Source organism: Amycolatopsis nigrescens CSC17Ta-90 (genome assembly GCF_000384315.1).
GTDB classification, from domain to species: domain Bacteria; phylum Actinomycetota; class Actinomycetes; order Mycobacteriales; family Pseudonocardiaceae; genus Amycolatopsis; species Amycolatopsis nigrescens.
This window is the reverse complement of record NZ_ARVW01000001.1, coordinates 798,138-816,881: the sequence shown is the minus strand read 5'-3', so window position 1 is coordinate 816,881 and position 18,744 is coordinate 798,138. Positions and strand designations below refer to the sequence as shown.

The 18,744-nt window shown below is 71.0% G+C and carries 11 protein-coding genes; 7 read left to right on the top strand and 4 right to left on the bottom strand.

Annotated elements, in window-relative coordinates; genetic code table 11:
• Positions 1-58: 58 nt before the first annotated feature.
• Positions 59-1,690 carry an acyl-CoA synthetase gene (locus AMYNI_RS0103735; RefSeq protein WP_026360024.1) on the top strand — a complete coding sequence of 544 codons (1,632 nt, stop codon included), beginning with the start codon at positions 59-61 and terminating at the stop codon, positions 1,688-1,690.
• A gap of 57 nt (positions 1,691-1,747) precedes the next feature.
• Here AMYNI_RS0103735 and AMYNI_RS0103730 read toward each other — a convergent pair whose 3' ends face one another.
• On the bottom strand, positions 1,748-2,659 hold the full coding sequence (locus AMYNI_RS0103730) for a hypothetical protein (RefSeq protein ID WP_020666631.1): 912 nt from the start codon (positions 2,657-2,659) through the stop codon (positions 1,748-1,750).
• A gap of 347 nt (positions 2,660-3,006) precedes the next feature.
• On the opposite strand from AMYNI_RS0103730, the gene AMYNI_RS0103725 reads away from it, so the two are divergent.
• From AMYNI_RS0103725 to AMYNI_RS0103700, 6 genes are all read left to right on the top strand, one after another.
• Positions 3,007-4,239 carry a S8 family peptidase gene (locus AMYNI_RS0103725; RefSeq protein WP_026360023.1) on the top strand — a complete coding sequence of 411 codons (1,233 nt, stop codon included), beginning with the start codon at positions 3,007-3,009 and terminating at the stop codon, positions 4,237-4,239.
• 122 nt (positions 4,240-4,361) lie between these two features.
• Positions 4,362-5,111, top strand: coding sequence for an SDR family oxidoreductase (locus AMYNI_RS0103720; protein ID WP_020666629.1), 750 nt, complete (start codon positions 4,362-4,364; stop codon positions 5,109-5,111).
• Positions 5,108-6,181: a phosphotransferase family protein gene (locus tag AMYNI_RS0103715; RefSeq protein WP_020666628.1), complete on the top strand. Its 1,074-nt coding sequence runs from the start codon at positions 5,108-5,110 to the stop codon at positions 6,179-6,181. Before AMYNI_RS0103720 ends, AMYNI_RS0103715 begins: the two co-directional genes overlap by 4 nt.
• The gene (locus AMYNI_RS0103710; protein WP_020666627.1) at positions 6,181-6,843 is read left to right on the top strand and encodes a histidine phosphatase family protein; all 663 of its coding nucleotides are present in this window, start codon (positions 6,181-6,183) and stop codon (positions 6,841-6,843) included. Before AMYNI_RS0103715 ends, AMYNI_RS0103710 begins: the two co-directional genes overlap by 1 nt.
• A 9-nt stretch (positions 6,844-6,852) precedes the next feature.
• Complete coding sequence (locus AMYNI_RS0103705; protein ID WP_020666626.1) at positions 6,853-7,788, top strand: SMP-30/gluconolactonase/LRE family protein; 936 nt, start codon at positions 6,853-6,855, stop codon at positions 7,786-7,788.
• A 72-nt stretch (positions 7,789-7,860) separates the two neighbouring features.
• Positions 7,861-9,105 carry an MFS transporter gene (locus AMYNI_RS0103700; protein WP_026360022.1) on the top strand — a complete coding sequence of 415 codons (1,245 nt, stop codon included), beginning with the start codon at positions 7,861-7,863 and terminating at the stop codon, positions 9,103-9,105.
• A gap of 172 nt (positions 9,106-9,277) precedes the next feature.
• Here AMYNI_RS0103700 and AMYNI_RS43550 read toward each other — a convergent pair whose 3' ends face one another.
• From AMYNI_RS43550 to AMYNI_RS0103685, 3 genes are read right to left on the bottom strand one after another with little or no spacing between them, the layout of a single operon-like run.
• Complete coding sequence (locus AMYNI_RS43550; RefSeq protein WP_020666624.1) at positions 9,278-10,144, bottom strand: alpha/beta hydrolase; 867 nt, start codon at positions 10,142-10,144, stop codon at positions 9,278-9,280.
• A complete protein-coding gene (locus AMYNI_RS0103690) occupies positions 10,141-16,701 on the bottom strand; it encodes a type I polyketide synthase (RefSeq protein ID WP_026360021.1) in 6,561 nt (2,186 codons plus the stop codon). The genes AMYNI_RS43550 and AMYNI_RS0103690 overlap by 4 nt, the downstream gene beginning before the upstream one ends.
• Positions 16,698-18,464 (bottom strand): fatty acyl-AMP ligase, encoded by a 1,767-nt coding sequence (locus tag AMYNI_RS0103685; protein ID WP_020666623.1) that lies wholly within the window; start codon positions 18,462-18,464, stop codon positions 16,698-16,700. Before AMYNI_RS0103685 ends, AMYNI_RS0103690 begins: the two co-directional genes overlap by 4 nt.
• Between the last annotated feature and the right edge of the window lie 280 nt (positions 18,465-18,744).

Genomic DNA, 18,744 nt, shown 5'->3' with positions numbered 1-18,744 from the left:
ACGGCATGCATCGTCGCGAAGACGCGTCCTCGGCCGAAGCAGCAACGGAGGTGCCCGGATGAGATACCCGCCCCAGGTGTCCGAGCTCGCCAGCAAGGTGACGGAGACGGTGCGCAGCATCGAGGTGATGTGGCAGGCCGGCCTCATCCCGTTCCCCAGACTCGACGAGGGCGTGCGCTCGCTGCAGGCGGTGCGGAAGTACGGCCCGTTCGCCGGCGCCACGCACATCGCGGCGCGCAAGGACCCGCGGGCGATCGGCATCGTGGACGAACGCGGGCCGCTCACCTTCAAGCAGCTCGACCTGCGCTCGAACGCGCTGGCCAGGGCCTGGTCGGAGCGCGGGATCGAACCGGGCTCGGTGATCGCGGCGCTGTGCCGGGACCATCGCGGCCTGGTGATCACCATGCTGGCGGCTGGCAAGCTAGGCGCCAGGCTGCTGCTGATGAACACCGGGTTCGCCAAGCCGCAGCTGGCCGACGTGGCCGCGCGGGAGCAGGTCCGCGCGCTGGTGCACGACGCGGAGTTCACCAGCCTGCTGGACGCGGTGCCCGGCGACGTGGACCGGTACCTGGCGTGGGTGGACGGCGAGATCCCGCGTGACGAGGCGGTGCCGATCCTGGACGAGCTGATCGCCAGCACCGACGACCGGCAGCTGGCCGCACCGGACAAACCGGGCGGTTTCGTGCTGCTCACCAGCGGCACCACCGGCACCCCCAAGGGCGCCCCGCGTCCGCACACCTCGCCGTTGCACTCCGCGCAGTTCCTGGACCGCGTCCCGCTGCGGTCGGGGGAGAGCACCTACATGGCGGCCCCGCTGTTCCACGGCACCGGGCTGTCCCAGTTCATCCTTTCCTTCGCGCTCGGCTCGAAGGTGGTGATGCGGCGCAAGTTCAAGCCGGAAGAGGCGCTGCGCGGGGTGGAGGAGCACCGGTGCACCGCGCTGGTGCTGGTGCCGACCATGCTGCAGCGGATCGTGGACCTCGGCCCGGAGGTGCTGGCCAGGTACGACACGTCCTCGCTGCGGATCGTCTTCGTGGCGGGCTCGGCGCTGTCGCCCGACCTGGGCAACCGGGCCACCGAGGCCTTCGGCGACGTGGTGCACAACCTCTACGGCTCCACCGAGGTCGCGGTGGCGACCGTGGCCACCCCGGAGGACTGGCGCAAGGCGCCCGGCACGGTCGGCCGTGCGCCGGTCGGCTGCAAGGTGGCGCTCTACGACGACAAGGGCGACCGGATCACCGAGCCGAACGTGACCGGCCGGGTGTTCGTCGGCAGCGGGCTGAGCTTCGGCGGGTACACCGACGGCAGGCACAAGGAGCTCATCGACGGTCTGCTCTCCAGCGGCGACGTCGGGCACTTCGACTCCGACGGGCTGCTGTTCATCGACGGCAGGGACGACGAGATGATCGTCTCCGGTGGTGAGAACGTGTTCCCGATCGAGGTGGAGAACCTGCTGGTGGAGCGCCAGGACGTGCTCGAGGCCGCGGTGGTCGGGGTGCCGGACGAAGAGTTCGGCCAGCGGCTCAAGGCCTTCGTGGTGCCGGCCGACGGCGCCGAGCTGGACGCCGACACCGTTCGCGAGTACGTGCGGGCGAACCTGGCCAGGTACAAGGTGCCGAGGGAGGTGGAGTTCCTGGACGAGCTCCCGCGCAACGCCACCGGAAAGGTACTGCGGAACAAGCTCGAATAGGCGAGATGATCACGGACGGCTACCTACTAAAGTAGGGGTGCCACCCGTTGGGAATGATCAACTCCAGCCGATGCCGAACACGCCGGGCCCGAAGTCCAGGGCCACCGCGTGCACCCCGTCCGCTTTGTCCACCTTGAGCTCGCGCCGGTCGTCCGGTTCGTCCGACCCTTTCCGCGAGTACTGCCAGCAGTGCTCCGGTGCGGTGCCGGTGTCGAACCGGATTTCCAGCAGGTATTCGCGGACCGGTCTGCGGAATTCGCGGTAGTACGTGTTCCGGCTCTCCGGATAGGGCGGGCCGGAATTGGTGAGCGAATATTCGATGAGGTGTGTTTCGCCGCGGTCGATGGGCTGGTCGAAAAGCAGCTCGGCGACGGTGAGCCCGTGTTCGGCGTCCACCTCGACCCGGCCGGCCCGGCAGTTGCGCAAAGTGTGCAGCTCCGGTGCGGCCGAGTCTTTGCCGCCCTGCTCGTACACCAGCAGCCAGCGGTCCTGGCCGTCCGCGTTCGCCTGGAACACCGCGCGGGCGGTCATCGCGCGCTGGCCGCCGTCCGCCGCGATGTCGCAGCGGTCGTGCAGGCCCACCAGTTTGAGCTGGTTGTGCTGTTCCAGTGCGTGCGGCGCGCCGATCCGCTCGAGCAGCGTCCGCAGTACGTCCTGGGGGAAGTTCAGCGTCTCCGCGGGCTTCGGCTGCTGGCGGCGCGAGGACGCGCCGCGCGGGCGCGGCGGGGGAAGCAGGCCGAGCAGCGCGCCGGAGGGCAGTTCCAGGATCTCTTCCAGCACGCGTACCGCGGAAATGGAGCTCTGCCGTTCCGGCTGGCGCTTTCCGGACTGCCAGTAGCTCAGCGCGGTGACGCTGACCGAGACCCCGTGCTTCTGCAATCGGGCCTGAATTCGGTCCAGGCTCAGCCCGCTGCCGGAAATATAGGATCTCAGCGCCGTGGAGAACGCGTTCTCGGAAGAACCGTCCATTGTTCCCCTTGTTGCACCGCTCCCCGACGACATGTTTTCCCCGACCACTCCGGCTTTCGATCTCGTACTGCTGGCTCTCTGGCAACGCTAGCAGTGCGAGGTCTCGGCCCGGGCGACGCGGGAAAACCTTTCGTGCGTCCATTTGGCTGCTTAACACTCACCCAAGTGGGCTAGTACTGGTAACTGTGAATCATTGCCCAACTGCACGCGCCGGGTTTTCCTGATTGCGGACAGCGAGGGCGAGGGCAGGTCGGCAACCGGGGACCCGGGGCAAACCGCGAGGTTGGGTCGCGCGGCGGGCGGGGCTCACGCTTTCTGCCAACAGGTCGGGATCAGAAAGGTAGCTCATGGGCAACTCTCGGAGGCTTCGGCGCGGACTGGCTGCTGGTGTCGCGGTGGCGGGTGTTTCGGTCGCGGCGGCGACGATGGCGACGGTGCCGGCACAGGCGCAGGAGGGGCAGATCCGGGCGGCGAACAGCGTCGAGTCGGTGGCCGGCAGCTACATCGTGGTTTTGAAGGATGGCGCGCTCAAGGGTGTGGCCGCCACGGTGAACCAGGTGAAGGCCGAAGTGCAGTCGGTGGCGCAGGGCCTGGCCGGGCAGTACGGCGCGCAGGTCACCCGCACGTTCGGTGCGGCACTGCACGGGTTCACCATCAACGCCAGCGAAGCGCAGGCCAAACGCCTCGCCGCGAACGGCCAGGTCGCCTACGTGGTGCAGAACCAGCGGGTGCACGCCTCGGACAAGCAGGAGAACCCGCCGTCCTGGGGTCTGGACCGGGTGGACCAGAAGGACCTGCCGCTGGACAAGGGCTACACCTACGCGGGCAAGGCGGAGAACGTCACCGCCTACGTGATCGACACCGGGGTGCGCGCCACCCACGAATCGTTCGCCGGCCGGGTCTCCGGCGGTAAGGACTTCATCGACAACGACGACGACGCCAACGACGAGAACGGGCACGGCACGCATGTGGCCGGCACCATCGGCGGCACCGAGTACGGCCTCGCCAAGGGCGTCAAGATCGTCCCGGTGCGGGTGCTGGACGCGCAGGGCAGCGGCACCACCGAGCAGGTCGTGGCCGGTATCGACTGGGTGGCGGAGAACGCCAGCGGCCCGTCGGTGGCGAACATGAGCCTCGGCGGCGGCGCCGACGACGCGCTGGACCAGTCGGTGCAGGGCGCCATCGCCAAGGGCGTCACCTTCGGCATCGCGGCCGGCAACGAGTCCTCCGACGCCGGTGAGACCTCGCCTGCCAGGGTCAAGGAGGCGATCACGGTCGCCGCCAGCGACGACGCCGACAAGCAGGCCGACTTCTCCAACTTCGGCGAGGTCGTCGACCTGTACGCGCCGGGCGTGGACATCACGTCGGCATGGGGCACCGGTGACGACGCCACCGACACCATCAGCGGCACCTCGATGGCGACCCCGCACGTGGTCGGTGCGGCGGCGCTGTACCTTGCCGCGAACCCGGATGCCAAGCCGGACGCGGTGGCGAAGGCACTGACCGACAGCGCCACTCCGGACAAGATCGAGAACGCCAGCCCCGGCACGCCGAACAAGCTGCTCTACACCGGCGAGTAGCGGCCGGCTCCCAAGCCAACCCAAGCCACTGTCGCGCCCCCTGGAAGAAATGAGCCGGTGACCCCGACCCTGTCGGAGTCACCGGCTTATTTCTTTGGTTACCAGTGGGTAGGGTGCCCGGTATGACGTTGCGCAAGAACATCGTGATCACCGGTGCCAGCTCCGGGCTCGGCGAGGGCATGGCCAGGCTGTTCGCGGCCAAGGGCCGCAACCTCGCGCTCGCCGCCAGGCGCACCGAACGGCTGGACCGGCTCGCCGGGGAGCTGAAGGCGGCGCACCCCGGTATCGAGGTGGTCGTCCGGCAGCTCGACGTGAACGACCACGACCAGGTCTTCTCGGTGTTCAAGGAGTTCCACCAGGAGCTCGGCACGCTGGACCGAGTGATCATCAACGCCGGGATCGGCAAGGGCCAGCCGATCGGCTCCGGCCGGTTCGACGCGAACAAGACGACCATCGAGACCAACCTGGTGGCCGCGCTCGCCCAGGCCGAGGCCGCGCTGGAGATCTTCCGCGCGCGCAAGGCCGGTCACCTGGTGGTGGTCTCCTCCTTCGCCTCGCTGCGCGGGATGCCCGGCAACACCACCGCGTACGCCGCTTCCAAGGCCGGTGTCGCGACGCTGGCCGAGGGCATCACCGCGGACACCTACGGCACCCCGATCAAGGTGACCACCCTGCTGCCGGGGTTCATCCGCTCGGAGATGACCGAAGGGGTCGCCGCTCCGCTGATCGCCAGTGCGGAACGGGGCGCCAAGTCGCTGGTCGCGGCGATCGAGAAGGAGAGGACCAGGGCTTACATCCCCACGCTGCCGTGGGCGCCGCTGAGCCTGGTGATGCGCTACCTGCCGCTGGGCCTGCTCAGGAAGGTGCGATGACCGGGCAGCACACCGACCACACCACCGCGGTCCGCGACGAGGACCAGTTCGACGTCGCCGCCGTGCACCGGTGGCTCGCCGAACGCCTGGACGGCCTCGACCAGCCGGCGGTGTTGCCCACGGTCCGGCAGTTCCCCGGCGGCGCCTCGAACCTCACGTACCTGCTGCGCTACCCGGACCGGGAGCTGATCCTGCGGCGCCCGCCGGCCGGGCACAAGGCCGCCTCCGCGCACGACATGCGGCGCGAGTACCGGGTGCAGCGGGCGCTCCGGCCGGTCTTCCCCTACGTGCCGACGGTGCGAGCGTTCTGCGAGGACCCGTCGCTGCTCGGTGCCGACTTCTACGTGATGGACCGGCTGCACGGCACGATCCTGCGCGGTGACCTGCCGTCGGGCATGACGCTGACCCCGGAGCAGGCCAGTACCTTGTGCACCGGCCTGATCGACCGGCTGGTCGAGCTGCACCAGGTGGACGTGGCCGCGGTCGGCCTGGCGGACCTCGGCAAGGGCGCCGGTTACGTCGAGCGGCAGGTGCGCGGCTGGTCGGACCGGTTCCGCAGGGCGCGCACTCCCAACGTGCCGGAGTTCACCGAGGTCATCGACTGGCTGACTGCGAACCAGCCGGAGGAGGTGCGGATCTGCTTGATCCACAACGACTTCCGGCTGGACAACGTGCTGCTCGACGACCGGCTGGAGATCGCCGGCATCCTGGACTGGGAGATGGCCACGCTCGGCGATCCGCTGATGGAGCTTGGCAGCACGCTGTCCTACTGGGTGCAGGCCGATGACGACGACGTGATGCGGTCCAGCCGCCGCCAGCCCACGCACCTGCCCGGCATGCTGACCCGCGCCGAAGTGGTGGAGTACTACGCCGCCCGCAGCGGGATCCCGGTGCGGAACTGGACCTTCTACGAGGTCTACGGGTTGTTCCGGCTGGCGGCCGTGCTGCAGCAGATCTACCTCCGCTTCCACAACGGCGACACGCACAACCCGGCGTTCAAGGACTTCTGGCAGTTCGTCGGCTATCTGGAGTGGCGCTGCCGCGAGGCCATCGCGAAGGGAGCCGTCTGATGGGCGCCATCTACCTGGTGCGCCACGGCCAGGCTTCGTTCGGCGCGGCGAACTACGACGAGCTTTCCGAACGCGGCGCCGAGCAGTCGCGACTGGTCGGGTTCGAGCTGCTGCGGCGCGGAGTGCGGTTCACCGAGTCGCGCTCGGGTTCGCTGTCCCGGCAGCGCCGGACCGCGGAGACCGCGCTGGCCGTGCTCGGTGACGGGCTGAGCGCCAAGGAGGATCCGCGCTGGAACGAGTACGACCACGTGGACATCGCCAGGCATCACGCCGGCGGGGCCGGGCAGGACGCCGCCGACCCGCGGGCGTACCAGGCCGTGCTGGACACCGCGCTGACCGGCTGGGTGCGGGCCGGGGCGGACGGCCCGTGCGCGGAGACCTGGCCGGAGTTCCTGGCCAGGGTGACCGGTGCGCTGACCGATCTGGTCGGCGCGCTCGGCAAAGGGGAGCACGGCGTGGTCTTCACCTCCGGTGGCGTCATCGCTACCCTCTGCGGTGCGCTGATCGGTGCCCCGGAGACCGGGCTGCTCACCCTGAACCGGGTCACCGTGAACGCCGGCATCAGCAAGCTGGTGTCGGGCCGTGGCGGAGTCACCTTGTTGTCCTTCAACGAACATCCGCACTTCGAGGCGGACGCGGCGAAACTGCTCACCTACCGCTAGGGGAGATCGATGCGATTCGGCCAGGTCGACGTGATTCCGGTCGGCGGCGAAGGTCCGGAAGACGTGGTGGTCGACGAGGGCGGCCGGATCTACACCGGCCTCGCCGACGGCCGGATCCTGCGGATCAGCCCGGCCGGCGACCGGATCGAGACCATCGCCGACACCGGCGGCCGCCCGCTCGGCTGCGAGTTCTACGGCGACGACGAGCTGCTGGTCTGCGACGCGCGGGCCGGGCTGCTCGCGGTCGGCCTCACCGACGGCGCGGTCCGGACGCTGGCCACCGAGGCGCTCGGGCTGCCGTTCGTGTTCTGCAACAACGCCGCGGTGGCCGCGGACGGCACAATCTACTTCACCGACTCGTCCCGCCGCTTCCCGATCGACAAGTGGCGCGACGACCTGATCGAGCAGTCCGCCGGCGGGCGGCTGCTCCGGCGCCACCCGGACGGCACGATCGACCAGCTCGCGGACGGCCTGCAGTTCGCGAACGGCGTAGCGCTGGCCAGAAACGGCACAGACGGCACCGACGAGTTCGTCGCGGTGGCCGAGACGGGCTCGTCCAGGGTCCGCCGGGTCTGGCTGACCGGCGAGCGCGCCGGCGAGCTGGACACACTGGCCGACGGCCTGCCCGGCTATCCGGACAACATCTCCACCGGCAGCGACGGCCTGGTCTGGGTGACCCAGTTCGCGCCGCGGGTGCCGATGCTGGACTTCGTGCGGCGGCTGCCACCGGTGCTTCGGCTGGTGGCCAGGAAGATGCCCGAGGCACTGCAGCCAGCTCCTTCGCGCACGGTCGGGGTGCTCGGCATCGACGGCTCCGGCAAGATCGTGCACGACCTGAGCGGCGAGATCGCCGGGTTCCGCTCGCTGACCGGGGTGCGCGAGCGGGACGGCCGGCTCTACTTCGGCAGCCTGCACACGCACGCCATCGCGATCACCACGCTCTGAAACCCCTCGGGTGGTGACGAATTCGTCGCGGTCGCGCCGGTTCGGCCGTTCCGCCCAGTAGGCTCCCTGTCCATGTCGACGGTCCCTCCCGGTGTCCTGAGTGAACCGACCACGCCGGTCAGCGGGAGCTGGACGGCCAGGTTGTCGCTGGGCATCCTGGGTTTCTGGGTGGTGGTCAGCACCCCGATCCAGGTGCTGCTGCCGCTGCAGATCGAGCGGATCGACCCCGGCGGCAAGGAGACCGCGCTGGCGCTGGTCACCGGGCTGGCGGCGGTGACGTCCATTCTGGTCGCGCCGGTGGTCGGCGCGCTGTCCGATCGCACCACCTCGCGGCTGGGCAGGCGGCGGCCGTGGATCCTGGGCGGGGTGCTGCTGTGCGCGCTCGCGCTGGTGGTGCAGTCCGCGCAGGTGACCGTGCTCGGTGTCGCGCTGTGCTGGATGGTCGCGCAGGGCGCGCAGAACTCGATGTTCGCCGGGCTGAACGCGGCCGTGCCGGATCGGGTACCGGTGCGTCAACGCGGGTTCGTCTCCGCGTTCGTCGGCCTGCCGCAGCCACTCGGGCTGGTGCTCGGCGTGCTGCTGGTGACCCAGGTGGTGACCGGGCAGACCGGCGGCTACCTGCTGCTGGCCGGGCTGCTGGTGGTGCTGGTGCTGCCGTTCGTACTGACCACAAAGGACGATCGGCTGCTGCCGGAGCAGCGGCCGCCGTTTCAGTGGCGCCGGTTCCTCGCCGGGTTCTGGATCAGCCCGCGGCGGCATCCGGACTTCGCCTGGGCGGCGGTTTCCCGGCTGGCGATCCAGCTGGCGAACTCGATCGGCACCCTGTACCTGCTGTACTTCCTGCGCGACGAGGTCGAGCTGGCCGACCCGGCGGGCGGGGTGTTCGTGCTGACCCTGCTCTACACCGCGGGCATCCTGTGCACCGCGGTGGTGGCCGGCCGGATGTCCGACCGCAGCGGCCGCCGCAAGGTGTACGTGCTGACGTCGTCGGTGGTGATCGCGGTGGCGATGCTGATCCTGGCCGTCTGGCACTCGTGGCCGGCGGCGATGGTCGCGGCCGCGGTGCTGGGGCTCGGTTACGGGGTATACGCCGCCATCGACAACGCGCTGATCACCCAGGTGCTGCCGGAGGCGAAGGACAGGGCGAAGGACCTCGGCGTGCTGAACATCGCGAACACCGCGCCGCAGGCGTTCGCCCCGCTGATCGCCGGCGGCATCATCGCCACTTTGGACAGCTACACCGTGCTGTACCTGGCGGCCGCCGCGGTCGCACTGGCCGGTGCCCTGCTCATCCGCCCCATCCGCGGCGTCCGCTAACTCACCCGCGAGTCCCACCTCCGGCCCCGGCGAGTCCCACGTTGGCGCACGGCGAGTTGGCCGTTCGCGGCGGCGAGTTGGCCCGTTGGCGTCAACTTCCGCCCGTGGGAAGGGCAAAAAGTCGGCTATTTGCCGGTCTGAGGTCAGTGGGCGAACACGAAAGGGATAAAACTCAGGTGAGGGTTTCGACGGCCCAGGGCCAGAACTCGTCGACCTTGCGGCGGAAGGACGGCCAGAAGTGCGTGCCGGGGGAGTAGTTCGCGGTCACGTCCACCCCGGCGGCGCGCAGGGCGGTTTCGAGGTCTTCGGTCATCGAGCGGGTGTAGCGTTCGATCAGGCCCATGCCGGCGACGAACTCGTCGCCGGGAAGCCGTTTCCCGTCACCGGCGGCCAGGTACACGCGGGTGCCGGCGAGTGCGGCCGCCTGGACGCAGGGGTCGTTGGCCGCCCAGTTGTCCCAGCAGTACCGCCGAGGTCCCCAGACCCGGCCCGCCCGCATGCCTTCGCGGACGGACAGCACACCGAACAGCGCGGCGGTGCCCGGCCGGGTCAGGTGCATCATCCCGCTCAGCGACGCGACCGCGCGGAACATGCCGGGATGCCGCATGCCGTACCGCAGCGCGCCGTAACCACCCATCGAGACCCCGGCCGCCATCCGCACGTCCGAGGCGCCGTATTCCCGCTCCAGCAAGGAAAGCAGCTCGACCAGGTGGAAGGTCTCCCATTGCGGCACAGTGCCTTCGCGGTCGGGCACCTTCCAGTCGGTGTAGAAGCCCATCCGGCCGGCGTTGGGCAGCACCACCAGAATCCCGGACTCCGCGGCCAGGCGGGCCAGGTCGGTGCCGGCGAGCAGCGAACGCTCGTCGTCGGAGGACCCGTGCAGGAAGTACAGCACCGGATGGGCCGCGTGGCCGCCCGGCTGCCAGCCCTTCGGCGTCAGCAGCATCGTGGTGACTTCGCGGCCGACGGCGGGGGAGAACAGCTTCAGCTCCCGGACGCCGTCGTTCTCCTGCTCGTCGAGCAGCACGAGCCCGGTCACGACCGGCCTCGCGTGCCGACCGGCTTCCCGGTGATGGTGAACAGCTCGTCCAGGTGCTTGGCGATGTGGTCCACGTTCGGCGGGTCCAGCAGCGACAGGTGGTGTCCCGGCACCGTGACCAGCTCCAGCTCGGGGCACACCGCGTCCCAGCCGCGCGCCGGGTCGGTCCGGTCGAACCGCTGGTCCCGCAGCCCGCCGGGCACCTGGTCGGCCGCGCTGAAGAACATCACCGGCCCGTCGTAGCCGTCCGGCTGGTAGGCCTCCAGCGACCTGGCGTCCAGGAACGAGGTCCGCTGGTGGTTCAGGATCGCGTCGCTGACCGAGCTGTCGATCAGGCCTTCGGACCGCATGGTGTCGGCCAGCAGCCTGCTCTGCGCGTCGGCGTCCAGCCTGGCCAGCCGCGCGTAGGGAAGTTCGACCCGGCGGCCGTAGCTGGCTTCGAGGAACTCCTGGAAGCGTCCGAACCGCTTCTCCATCAGTTCCACATCGGACAGTCCGGTTTCGTTGGGCAGCGGCAGGATCGAGTCGATCATCGCGAGCACCTCGACCTGCTCGCCGGCCCGCCGCAGCTGCTGCGCCATCTCGAAGGCCAGGAAACCGCCGAAGGACCAGCCCGCCAGCCGGTACGGCCCGTGCGGCTGCACCAGGCGCAGCTCCGGCAGGTAGTGGCTGACCCTGTCCTCCACCGAGGACACGCCTTCCAGCCGGTCGAAGCCGTACACCGGCAGCTCGGCGTCCAGCAGCCCGGTGAGCTGCCGGTAGACCGCCGTGTCGCCGCCGCCGGGGTGGAAGAAGAACAGCGGCCGCTGCGTGCCGTGCTCCCGCAGCACCCGCACCGGCGACCCGTCGTGCTCCTCTTCCCGCAGGTGCGCCGCCATCCGCTCGATCGAGGGGTGCTCGAACAGCTCGGAGACGATCAGCTCCCGGCCGCTGCGCTCGGCGAGCAGTGCGGTGACCTGCTCGGCCTTCTCCCTGCTGCCGCCGATCCCGTAGAAGTCCTGGGTCACCCCGACCTCGGCGCCGAGCACGTCCTGCCAGGCGCGCGCGACCAGCCGCTCGGCCGCGTCCCGCGGGCCGATCAGCTTCTCGGTGCGCGCCGGGGCGGTGGTGACCGGACCGGAGTCGAGGCCGAGCTCGCCGAACAGCCACTGCTCGGTCTCGGCCACGCTGGCCCCGCGCAGCAGCAGGGAAACCGGCAGGGACAGCTCGAAGTCGTGCTGCACGGCGTTGCGGATCCGGACCGCCAGCAGGGAGTCCACGCCCAGCGCGGACAACGGGGACGCGGTGTCCAGCGAGTCCGTGGCGAAGCCGAGGATCGACGCCACCCTGGCCCGCAGCTGCCCGGCGGCGGCCGCGCGGGCCTGTTCCGGTGCCAGTGCGCGCAGCTCGGCGACGCCGGGCCAGCCGCCGGCCTGCTCGGCGGCGCGGGCGTGCTCGGCCAGCAGGTCGCCGAAGAACGGGATCTCCAGCAGCACCGGGAAGGCGTCCACCAGGCTGCCGCCGTTGAGACGCAGCGCGCCGGTGTTGCCCCTGCCCTCGGCGAGCACGGTGGTCAGCGCGGCGACCCCTTCGTCGGGGCTCAGCGGATGCACCCACGGGATCTCGAGCTCCGCGGCCGCGCCCACCTCGGACCAGGTGCCCCAGGCGATCGAGGCACCGGGCAGCCCCTGCGCGCGCCGCATCTCGGTGAGCGCGTCCAGGTAGGCGTTGGCCGAGGCGTAGGCGGGCTGGCCGGGCAGCCCGGTCAACGCGGCGGTGGAGGAGAAGCCCAGCCACCAGTCCAGCTCGACGTCCAGGGTGGCTTCGTGCAGCCGCCACGCGCCGTAGGCCTTCGGCAGCCAGGACCGGTGCAGGGTCTCGGCGTCCAGCCCGGAGGTGGTCCGGTCGTCGAACACCGCGGCCGCGTGCAGCACCCCGCGCAACGGCACGCCGCCCGCGGTGGCCGCTTCGCGCAGCCGCTCGGCGGTACCCTCGTCCGCGAGATCGCCCAGTACCACCTCGACCTCGGTGTCCATCGCGGCGATCGCCCGCACCACATCGGGTTTCGGCGCTGACCGTCCATTGAGGACGATTCGCGCGGCGCCCTGTTCGGCGAGCTGCCCTGCCAGGAAGACCCCGAGCCCGCCGAGGCCACCGGTGAGCACATATGCGCCGTCGGGGCGGACCACCGGGCGGTCCAGGGTCCCCTCGGCCGGCGGCGCTGCCCAGCGGAGGTGGTGCGCGTGCCTGCCGTCGGCGCGCCAGGCGACCTCGTCCTCGGTTCCCGAAGCCAGCTCGGCCAGCAGGTCCCGCACCCCGGTGTCCGGGGCCAGATCGACCATGGTCGTGCGCAGCTCGGGGTGCTCGTAGGCCAGTACGCGGACCAGCCCGCGCAGCGCGCCCATTCCCGGGCGCACCTGGTCCTGCGCGGTCACCGCGGCGGTGCCGGTGGTGACCAGCCACAGCCTGGCGGTCCCGGCGCGCTCGGCCAGTGCGCGGACGGTGTCCGCGATGCCCAGCACGGCCCGTTCGGCTTCGGCGATCGCTTCGAGGCCGGTTCCGGAGTCGGGCGGCAGTACCACCACGGAGACCGGGTCCGGCCCGGCGAGTGCTTCGGCGACGGCGGTTTCGTCGCGGTAGTCGGCCTGGCGTACCGCCGGCCCGTTCGCGGCCAGCGGCTCGAGCAGCCGGTGCCCGCCGGCGTGCAGCAGCACCAGCCGGTCGGTGGGCTCGCCGGGACCCTCGGGCAGCGGGGACGGCCGCCACACGGCTTCCAGCAGCCGGTCGGTCAGCGGGGCGGCGAGCTCGGCCCGCTCGACCCGGCGGACGAACACCTCGCCGATTTCCAGCAGGGTCCGGTTTCCCGCGTCGACCAGGTGCAGCTCGCCGGTCAGCGCGACCGAACCCGCAACCGGCTCGGTGACCGACACGTGCACCGACTCCGCGGTGGAAAGGTCGCCGTACACGCGGATCGAACCGAACTCCATCGGCATGTACGCGGCACCGGAGTCGGTGTCGGTGGGATCGAACAGCGCCGCGGCGAAGGCCTGCAGGCAGGAGTCCACCAGCGCCGGGTGCAGGCGCATGCCCCGCACCGGGCCCGCTTCCTCGGGCAGCGCGATCCTGGCCACCGCCCGCAGCCTGCCGGCACTGGCCCGCCGGCTCACCCGCGGCGCGCTCATCCCGGTCAGCGCCGGGCCGTAGCCGACGCCGAGCGAGCGCAGCCGCTGGTAGAGCTCGGCCGCGGACACCTCGGTGAACCCGCTGGTGTCCACCTCGGCGACGCACGGCGCGGTCTCCCCCGGGCCGACCAGGTGCGCGTCCACGCTCGCGTGCGACTGCCAGCGGCCGTCCGCGGACTTGGTGTGCACGGTGATCTTCGCCCGGCCGGGGCCGGCCGGCTTGAGCACGGTGGTCACCGCGGTGTGCTCGCCGAGCGGCAGCGGCTGCTGCATGGTCAGTGCCCGCAGCGCGACCCGCTCGGCTGGCACCTCGAACACGGTGCGGGCGGCGGCGTTCGCCATCTCCAGGTACGCCGAGCCGGGCAGCACCGGCCGGTCGTCGAGGCGGTGGTCGGACAGCCAGGGCTCCGCCGCGGAACCGAGGTCCGCGCGCCACAGGTGCTTGTCGTCGTCCGGCTGCTCCACGTGCGCGCCGAGCAACGGGTGCGTGCCCGCCGCGGTTGGGGTGGTGGCGCTGCGCGGCAGCCAGTGCCGGACATGCCGCCACGGGGTGCCGGGCAGCGCGGTGACGGTGCCTTCGGGGCGGGACGGGCTGAGCATCCCGGCGATCTCCAGCGCACCGAGCTGGCTGTGGAAGTGCGTGGCCTCGTCCTGGTCGTTGCGCAGGGTGGACAGCACCAGCGCGTCCGGCCTGCCGAGCGCGGCCAGGTTGTCGGCGAGCGCGTGCCGCAGCACCGGATGCGGGGAGATCTCCACGAAACCGGTGAGCCCGTCGGTGAGCGCGGCGGCCACCGCGCCGGCGAACCGGACCGGCTGGCGCAGGTTGGTCGCCCAGTAGGCGGGGTCGAATTCGGGGCGGCGGCGCGGATCCGGCAGCGCGGTGCTGTAGAAGCCGAGCAGCGGCTCGGCCGCGGTGAGCCCGGCGAGGCCGTCGACCAGCGTGTCGGTGACCCTGTCCACGATGGGGGAGTGCGCGGCCACGTCCAGCTTCACCAGCTTGGCCAGCAGTCCCCGGGAGTCCACATCGGACACGATGCGGCGGACCTGGTCCGCGCTGCCCGCGATCACCGTCTGGTTGGGTGCGGACAGCACGGCGATGTCCACATCGGACAGTCCGTCGACCAGCTCACCCGCTTCTTCGGCGCCGAGTTCGAGCAGCGCCATCGCGCCGTCGCCGGCCAGCGAGGCGAGCAGCCTGGAGCGCAGCGCGACGATCCTGGCGCCGTCCGCCTCGGTCAGCGCACCCGCCACCACGGCGGCCGCGACCTCGCCGAACGAGTGCCCGATGACCGCCGACGGCCGCACCCCGTATGCGCGCCACAGCTCGGCCAGTGCCAGCTGGATGCCGAACACCAGCGGCTGCACGTGGTCCATGGTGCCGGCCTCGACCTCGTTGACCAGGTCTTCGCGCAGCGAGAACCCGGCCTCCGCGCGGATCAGCGGGTCCAGCCGGTCGATCGCCGCGGCGAACACCGGCTCGCCGGCCAGCAGCCGCTTGCCCATCCCGGCCCACTGCGAACCGTGCCCGGAGAACACGAAGACCGGGCCGGTGCCGGGCCCGCGCCTGGTCCCGGTGGCGACTCCCGGTGCCTGCTCGCCGCGCGCCAGTGCGCGCAGGCCGGCCACCAGCTCGCCGGTGTCGGACCCGGCGACCGCCGCGCGGACGCGGCCGTCCAGCCGCCTGGCCAGGGTGTGCTCGACGTCCGCGAGCGGCACCGCGGCACCCTCGCCGGAGAGCCAGTCCGCCAGGTTCCCCGCGGTGTCGGCGAGCCTGCCGGCGTCGCCGCCGCCGAGCAGCAGCCGGTGCTGCCGCACCGTCATCTCGCTGGGCTCGGGGTCGGCAGGTTCGGCGCGTTCCAGCACCACGTGCGCGTTGGTGCCGCCGAAGCCGAAACCGGACACCCCGGCGATCGCCGGTCCTTCCGGCCAGTCCCGGTGGGAGTCCACAACGGACAGTCCGAGCTCGTCGAAGGCGATGTGCGGGTTCGGCCCCGCGTAGTTCAGGCTGGCCGGGATCTCACCGTGCCGCAGCGAGAGCACCACCTTGATCAGGCCGACGATCCCGGCCGCGGCCTCCAGATGTCCCAGGTTGCTCTTCACCGAACCGAGCAGCAGCGGCCGCCGCGCCGGCCGGTCCGCGCCGAGCACGGCACCCAGCGCGCGTGCCTCGATCGGGTCACCGAGCAGGGTGCCGGTGCCGTGCGCCTCCACGTAGTCCACCGCCGTCGGGCTGACTCCCGCGTGGCGGTAGGCATCCCGCAGAAGTTCTTGCTGCGCCTCGGGGTTGGGCGCGGTCAGGCCGTTCGAACGGCCGTCGGAATTGGTCGCCGAGCCGCGGATGACGGCCAGCACGCGGTCGCCGTCGGCGCGGGCCGCGCTGAGCCGCTTGAGCACCACGACACCGGCACCTTCGGCGCGGCCGATGCCGTCGGCGTCGGCCGAGAACGGCTTGCACCTGCCGTCCGCCGAGGTGATGCCCATCTGGTCGAAGTTCGCGTTGACCCCGGGCCCGAGCAGCAGGTTCGCGCCACCGACCAGCGCCACCTCGCTCTCCCCGGAACGCAGGCTCTGCACGGCGAGGTGCACGGCGGTCAGCGAAGACGAGCAGGCGGTGTCCACCGACAGGCTCGGCCCCCGCAGGTCCAGCACGTAGGACAGCCGGTTGGCCGCGATGGCCAGCGCCGCCCCGGTGCCGGCCCAGGCGTCCACCCCGGCCAGGTCGGCCAGCGAGAGCGAGCCGTACTCGGTGCCGCTGATCCCGACGAACACCCCGGTCCGGCTGCCGCGCAGGGACTCCGGCGCGATACCGGCGTGCTCCAGCGCCTCCCAGACCACCTCCAGCAGCATCCGCTGCTGCGGGTCCATCCTGGCCGCTTCCCTCGGCGCGATACCGAAGAACTCGGCGTCGAAGCCGGCGATGTCGGTGAGGAAGCCGCCCCGGTTGCTGATGCCCTCCGCACCGGGGTAGCCGGCCCAGCGCTCCGGGTCCACCTCGGTGATCGCGTCCCGTCCCTCGCTGAGCAGCCGCCAGAACTCGGCCGGGCCGTGCACCCCGCCGGGCAGCCGGCAGCCGAGGCCGACGATCGCGATCGGGTCGGCAGCGTCCTCGCCGGTTCCGTTGTCCGGCGCGGTTTCCGCCGTCTCTGTGCCCTCTTCGCCGGCCAGCGCCTCGGCCAGCCGCTCGATGGTGGGATGCGCCCAGATCAGCGTGGTCGGCAGCACCCGGTCGAGCAGGTCCTCCAGCTCACCGGAGAGCTCGACCGCGTTCCGCGAGGACAACCCGAACTCGCCGAACGGGGTGCGGACGTCGACCTCGTCCTCGGTCAGGTCGCAGATCTCGGCGATCTGCTCGACCAGCCACCGCCTGAGCCCCTCGACCGTGCCGTAGGTGGTCATGACTTGTCGCTCACCCCAGATTCCCAGAACCGCTTCTTGGTCGCGGCCCGTGCGATCTTGCCGCTGGACGTGCGCAGCACGCTGCCGGGGGCGACCAGCTGGAAGCCGCGCAGCTTGACGTCGTGCTGAGCGGACACCGCGCGCTGGACCGCCTTGGCCACCTCGTCGTGGTCGGGCTCGGTCTCGGCCTTGCGGTCGTACTCGGCGACCACGGCCGCGCCCTCGCCCAGTGTCTCCGAGGTCACCGCGAAGGCGGCCACCCGGTCGCGCCGGATGGCCGGATGCGCGTCCTGCACGGTGTTCTCGATGTCCTGCGGGTAGTGGTTCTTGCCGTCGATGATGATCAGGTCCTTGATCCGGCCGGTGATGTAGAGCCTGCCGTCGAGCAGCACCCCGAGGTCGCCGGTGCGCAGCCACGGCCCGGCCGGGGTGTCCTCCGGTGCGCCGTCGATTCGCCCGGCGAAGGTCTCCTCGCTGCGTTCCGGCTGCTCCCAGTAGCGGTCCGCGACATTCGCGCCGTGCACCCAGATCTCGCCGACCTCGCCGTCGGGGCGGACGGTGTGCTCGGCCGGGTGCACGATGCGCACCAGCTGGCCGTGCGGCCTGCCGGCGGCGACCAGCGCCAGCGCGTTCTCGCTGCCCGGCTCGACCACCACGGCCCGGTCCTCGCCCAGCGCGACCCGGTCGAAGGAGGTGACCACCGGGCCTTCCTCGTCGGTGTTGGTGACGAAAACGGTCGCCTCGGCCAGGCCGTAGGACGGCCGGTGCGCGCCCGGTGCGAAGCCCTGCGGGCCGAAAGCCTCCTGAAAGGCGGCGATTGTGGCGGGCCGGACCGGCTCACTGCCATTGATGAGCGCGCGGACCCCGGAGAGGTCCAGTTTTAAGCGGTCCGCTTCCTTGATCTTCCGGGTGGCGTACTCAAAAGCGAAATTCGGCGCGGCGGCGAAGACGCTGGGGAAAGCGGACATCTGCTTCAGCCAGCGCAGCGGCTTCATGATGAAGTTGAAAGGTGTGATGAATACCGACCTGGCGCCGGTGAAAACCGGTATGCAGACCAATTGCACGAGTCCCATATCGTGGAAGAAAGGGATCCAGCCGACACAGCTCCAGCCGTCGTCCACGCGGAACGCGGTGGCAGCTTGCCACGAGTTGCTGGCCACCGCCCGGTGGGTGATCACCGCGCCGGCCGGGGCGCGGGTGGAGCCGGAGGTGTACTGCAGGTAGGCCGGGGCGTCGAAGTCGAGCTCGACCGGCTCGAAGTCCGCCGCGCCAGCGGGGTCGAGCGTGTCCACCGCGATGATCTGCTTCGGCATCGGCACCGGGTTGTTCTCGGCCAGCGCGCGCACGTTCTCCAGCGCTGCGTCCCCGGTCAGCCAGACCTCGGGGGCGCAGTCGGCCAGCGCGTTCACCAGCCGGCCGCCGTGCTGGCTGACCTCCGGGGCGAACAGCGGGACCGCGACCGTGCCCGCGGCGAGGGCGCCGAGGAAGCCGATCACGTAGCTGAGGTCCTGCGGCGCGAGGATCGCGACCCGCTGCCCCCTGCTGGTCACCTTGGCCAGCTCGGCGGCGGTGGCGCGCACCCTGGTGGCCAGCTCGGCCCAGCTCAGGGTCTGTTCGACACCGTCCCGCTCGACCGTGTAGTCGACGTAGGTGAACGCCGGGGCGGTGGATTCCGACCGGTCGAACAAATACTGGGTGAGCGGTTGAAGTGCCGGGACGAGGCCGCCCGTCGGCTCGGAATACCGGCGCTCAGCCAACGACATATGCTTTCACCCACAGTAGATAGTTGGACATCCGAGAGCTTCGCTCATCACACTTCCCGGAGCGTCCCCGGCGCCTGCTGCGAATACGGCCGTTCCACGGGCATTCGTCCGTTGTTTCGACAACGACCTTGGCCTGTCGGAGCGACCCTCACGGGGGCGGAATCACGCTTTCGGCTGATAAGCGGGCTTTACCGTAGCCACACCCGCAACCGCATGCAAGACGGGGTAGGGGTTTATCACCAACCGAGTGGGGTTGCTTGCCGAGGCTAACTAACTCTCT

Coding starts and splice junctions, on each gene's coding strand:
- AMYNI_RS0103730 (WP_020666631.1), bottom strand. CDS start 2,659: ATGGACGGTTCTTCCGAGAACGCGTTCTCCACGGCGCTGAGATCCTAT.
- AMYNI_RS0103685 (WP_020666623.1), bottom strand. CDS start 18,464: ATGTCGTTGGCTGAGCGCCGGTATTCCGAGCCGACGGGCGGCCTCGTC.
- AMYNI_RS0103735 (WP_026360024.1), top strand. CDS start 59: ATGAGATACCCGCCCCAGGTGTCCGAGCTCGCCAGCAAGGTGACGGAG.
- AMYNI_RS0103705 (WP_020666626.1), top strand. CDS start 6,853: ATGCGATTCGGCCAGGTCGACGTGATTCCGGTCGGCGGCGAAGGTCCG.
- AMYNI_RS0103700 (WP_026360022.1), top strand. CDS start 7,861: ATGTCGACGGTCCCTCCCGGTGTCCTGAGTGAACCGACCACGCCGGTC.
- AMYNI_RS0103710 (WP_020666627.1), top strand. CDS start 6,181: ATGGGCGCCATCTACCTGGTGCGCCACGGCCAGGCTTCGTTCGGCGCG.
- AMYNI_RS0103715 (WP_020666628.1), top strand. CDS start 5,108: ATGACCGGGCAGCACACCGACCACACCACCGCGGTCCGCGACGAGGAC.
- AMYNI_RS0103720 (WP_020666629.1), top strand. CDS start 4,362: ATGACGTTGCGCAAGAACATCGTGATCACCGGTGCCAGCTCCGGGCTC.
- AMYNI_RS0103725 (WP_026360023.1), top strand. CDS start 3,007: ATGGGCAACTCTCGGAGGCTTCGGCGCGGACTGGCTGCTGGTGTCGCG.
- AMYNI_RS0103690 (WP_026360021.1), bottom strand. CDS start 16,701: ATGACCACCTACGGCACGGTCGAGGGGCTCAGGCGGTGGCTGGTCGAG.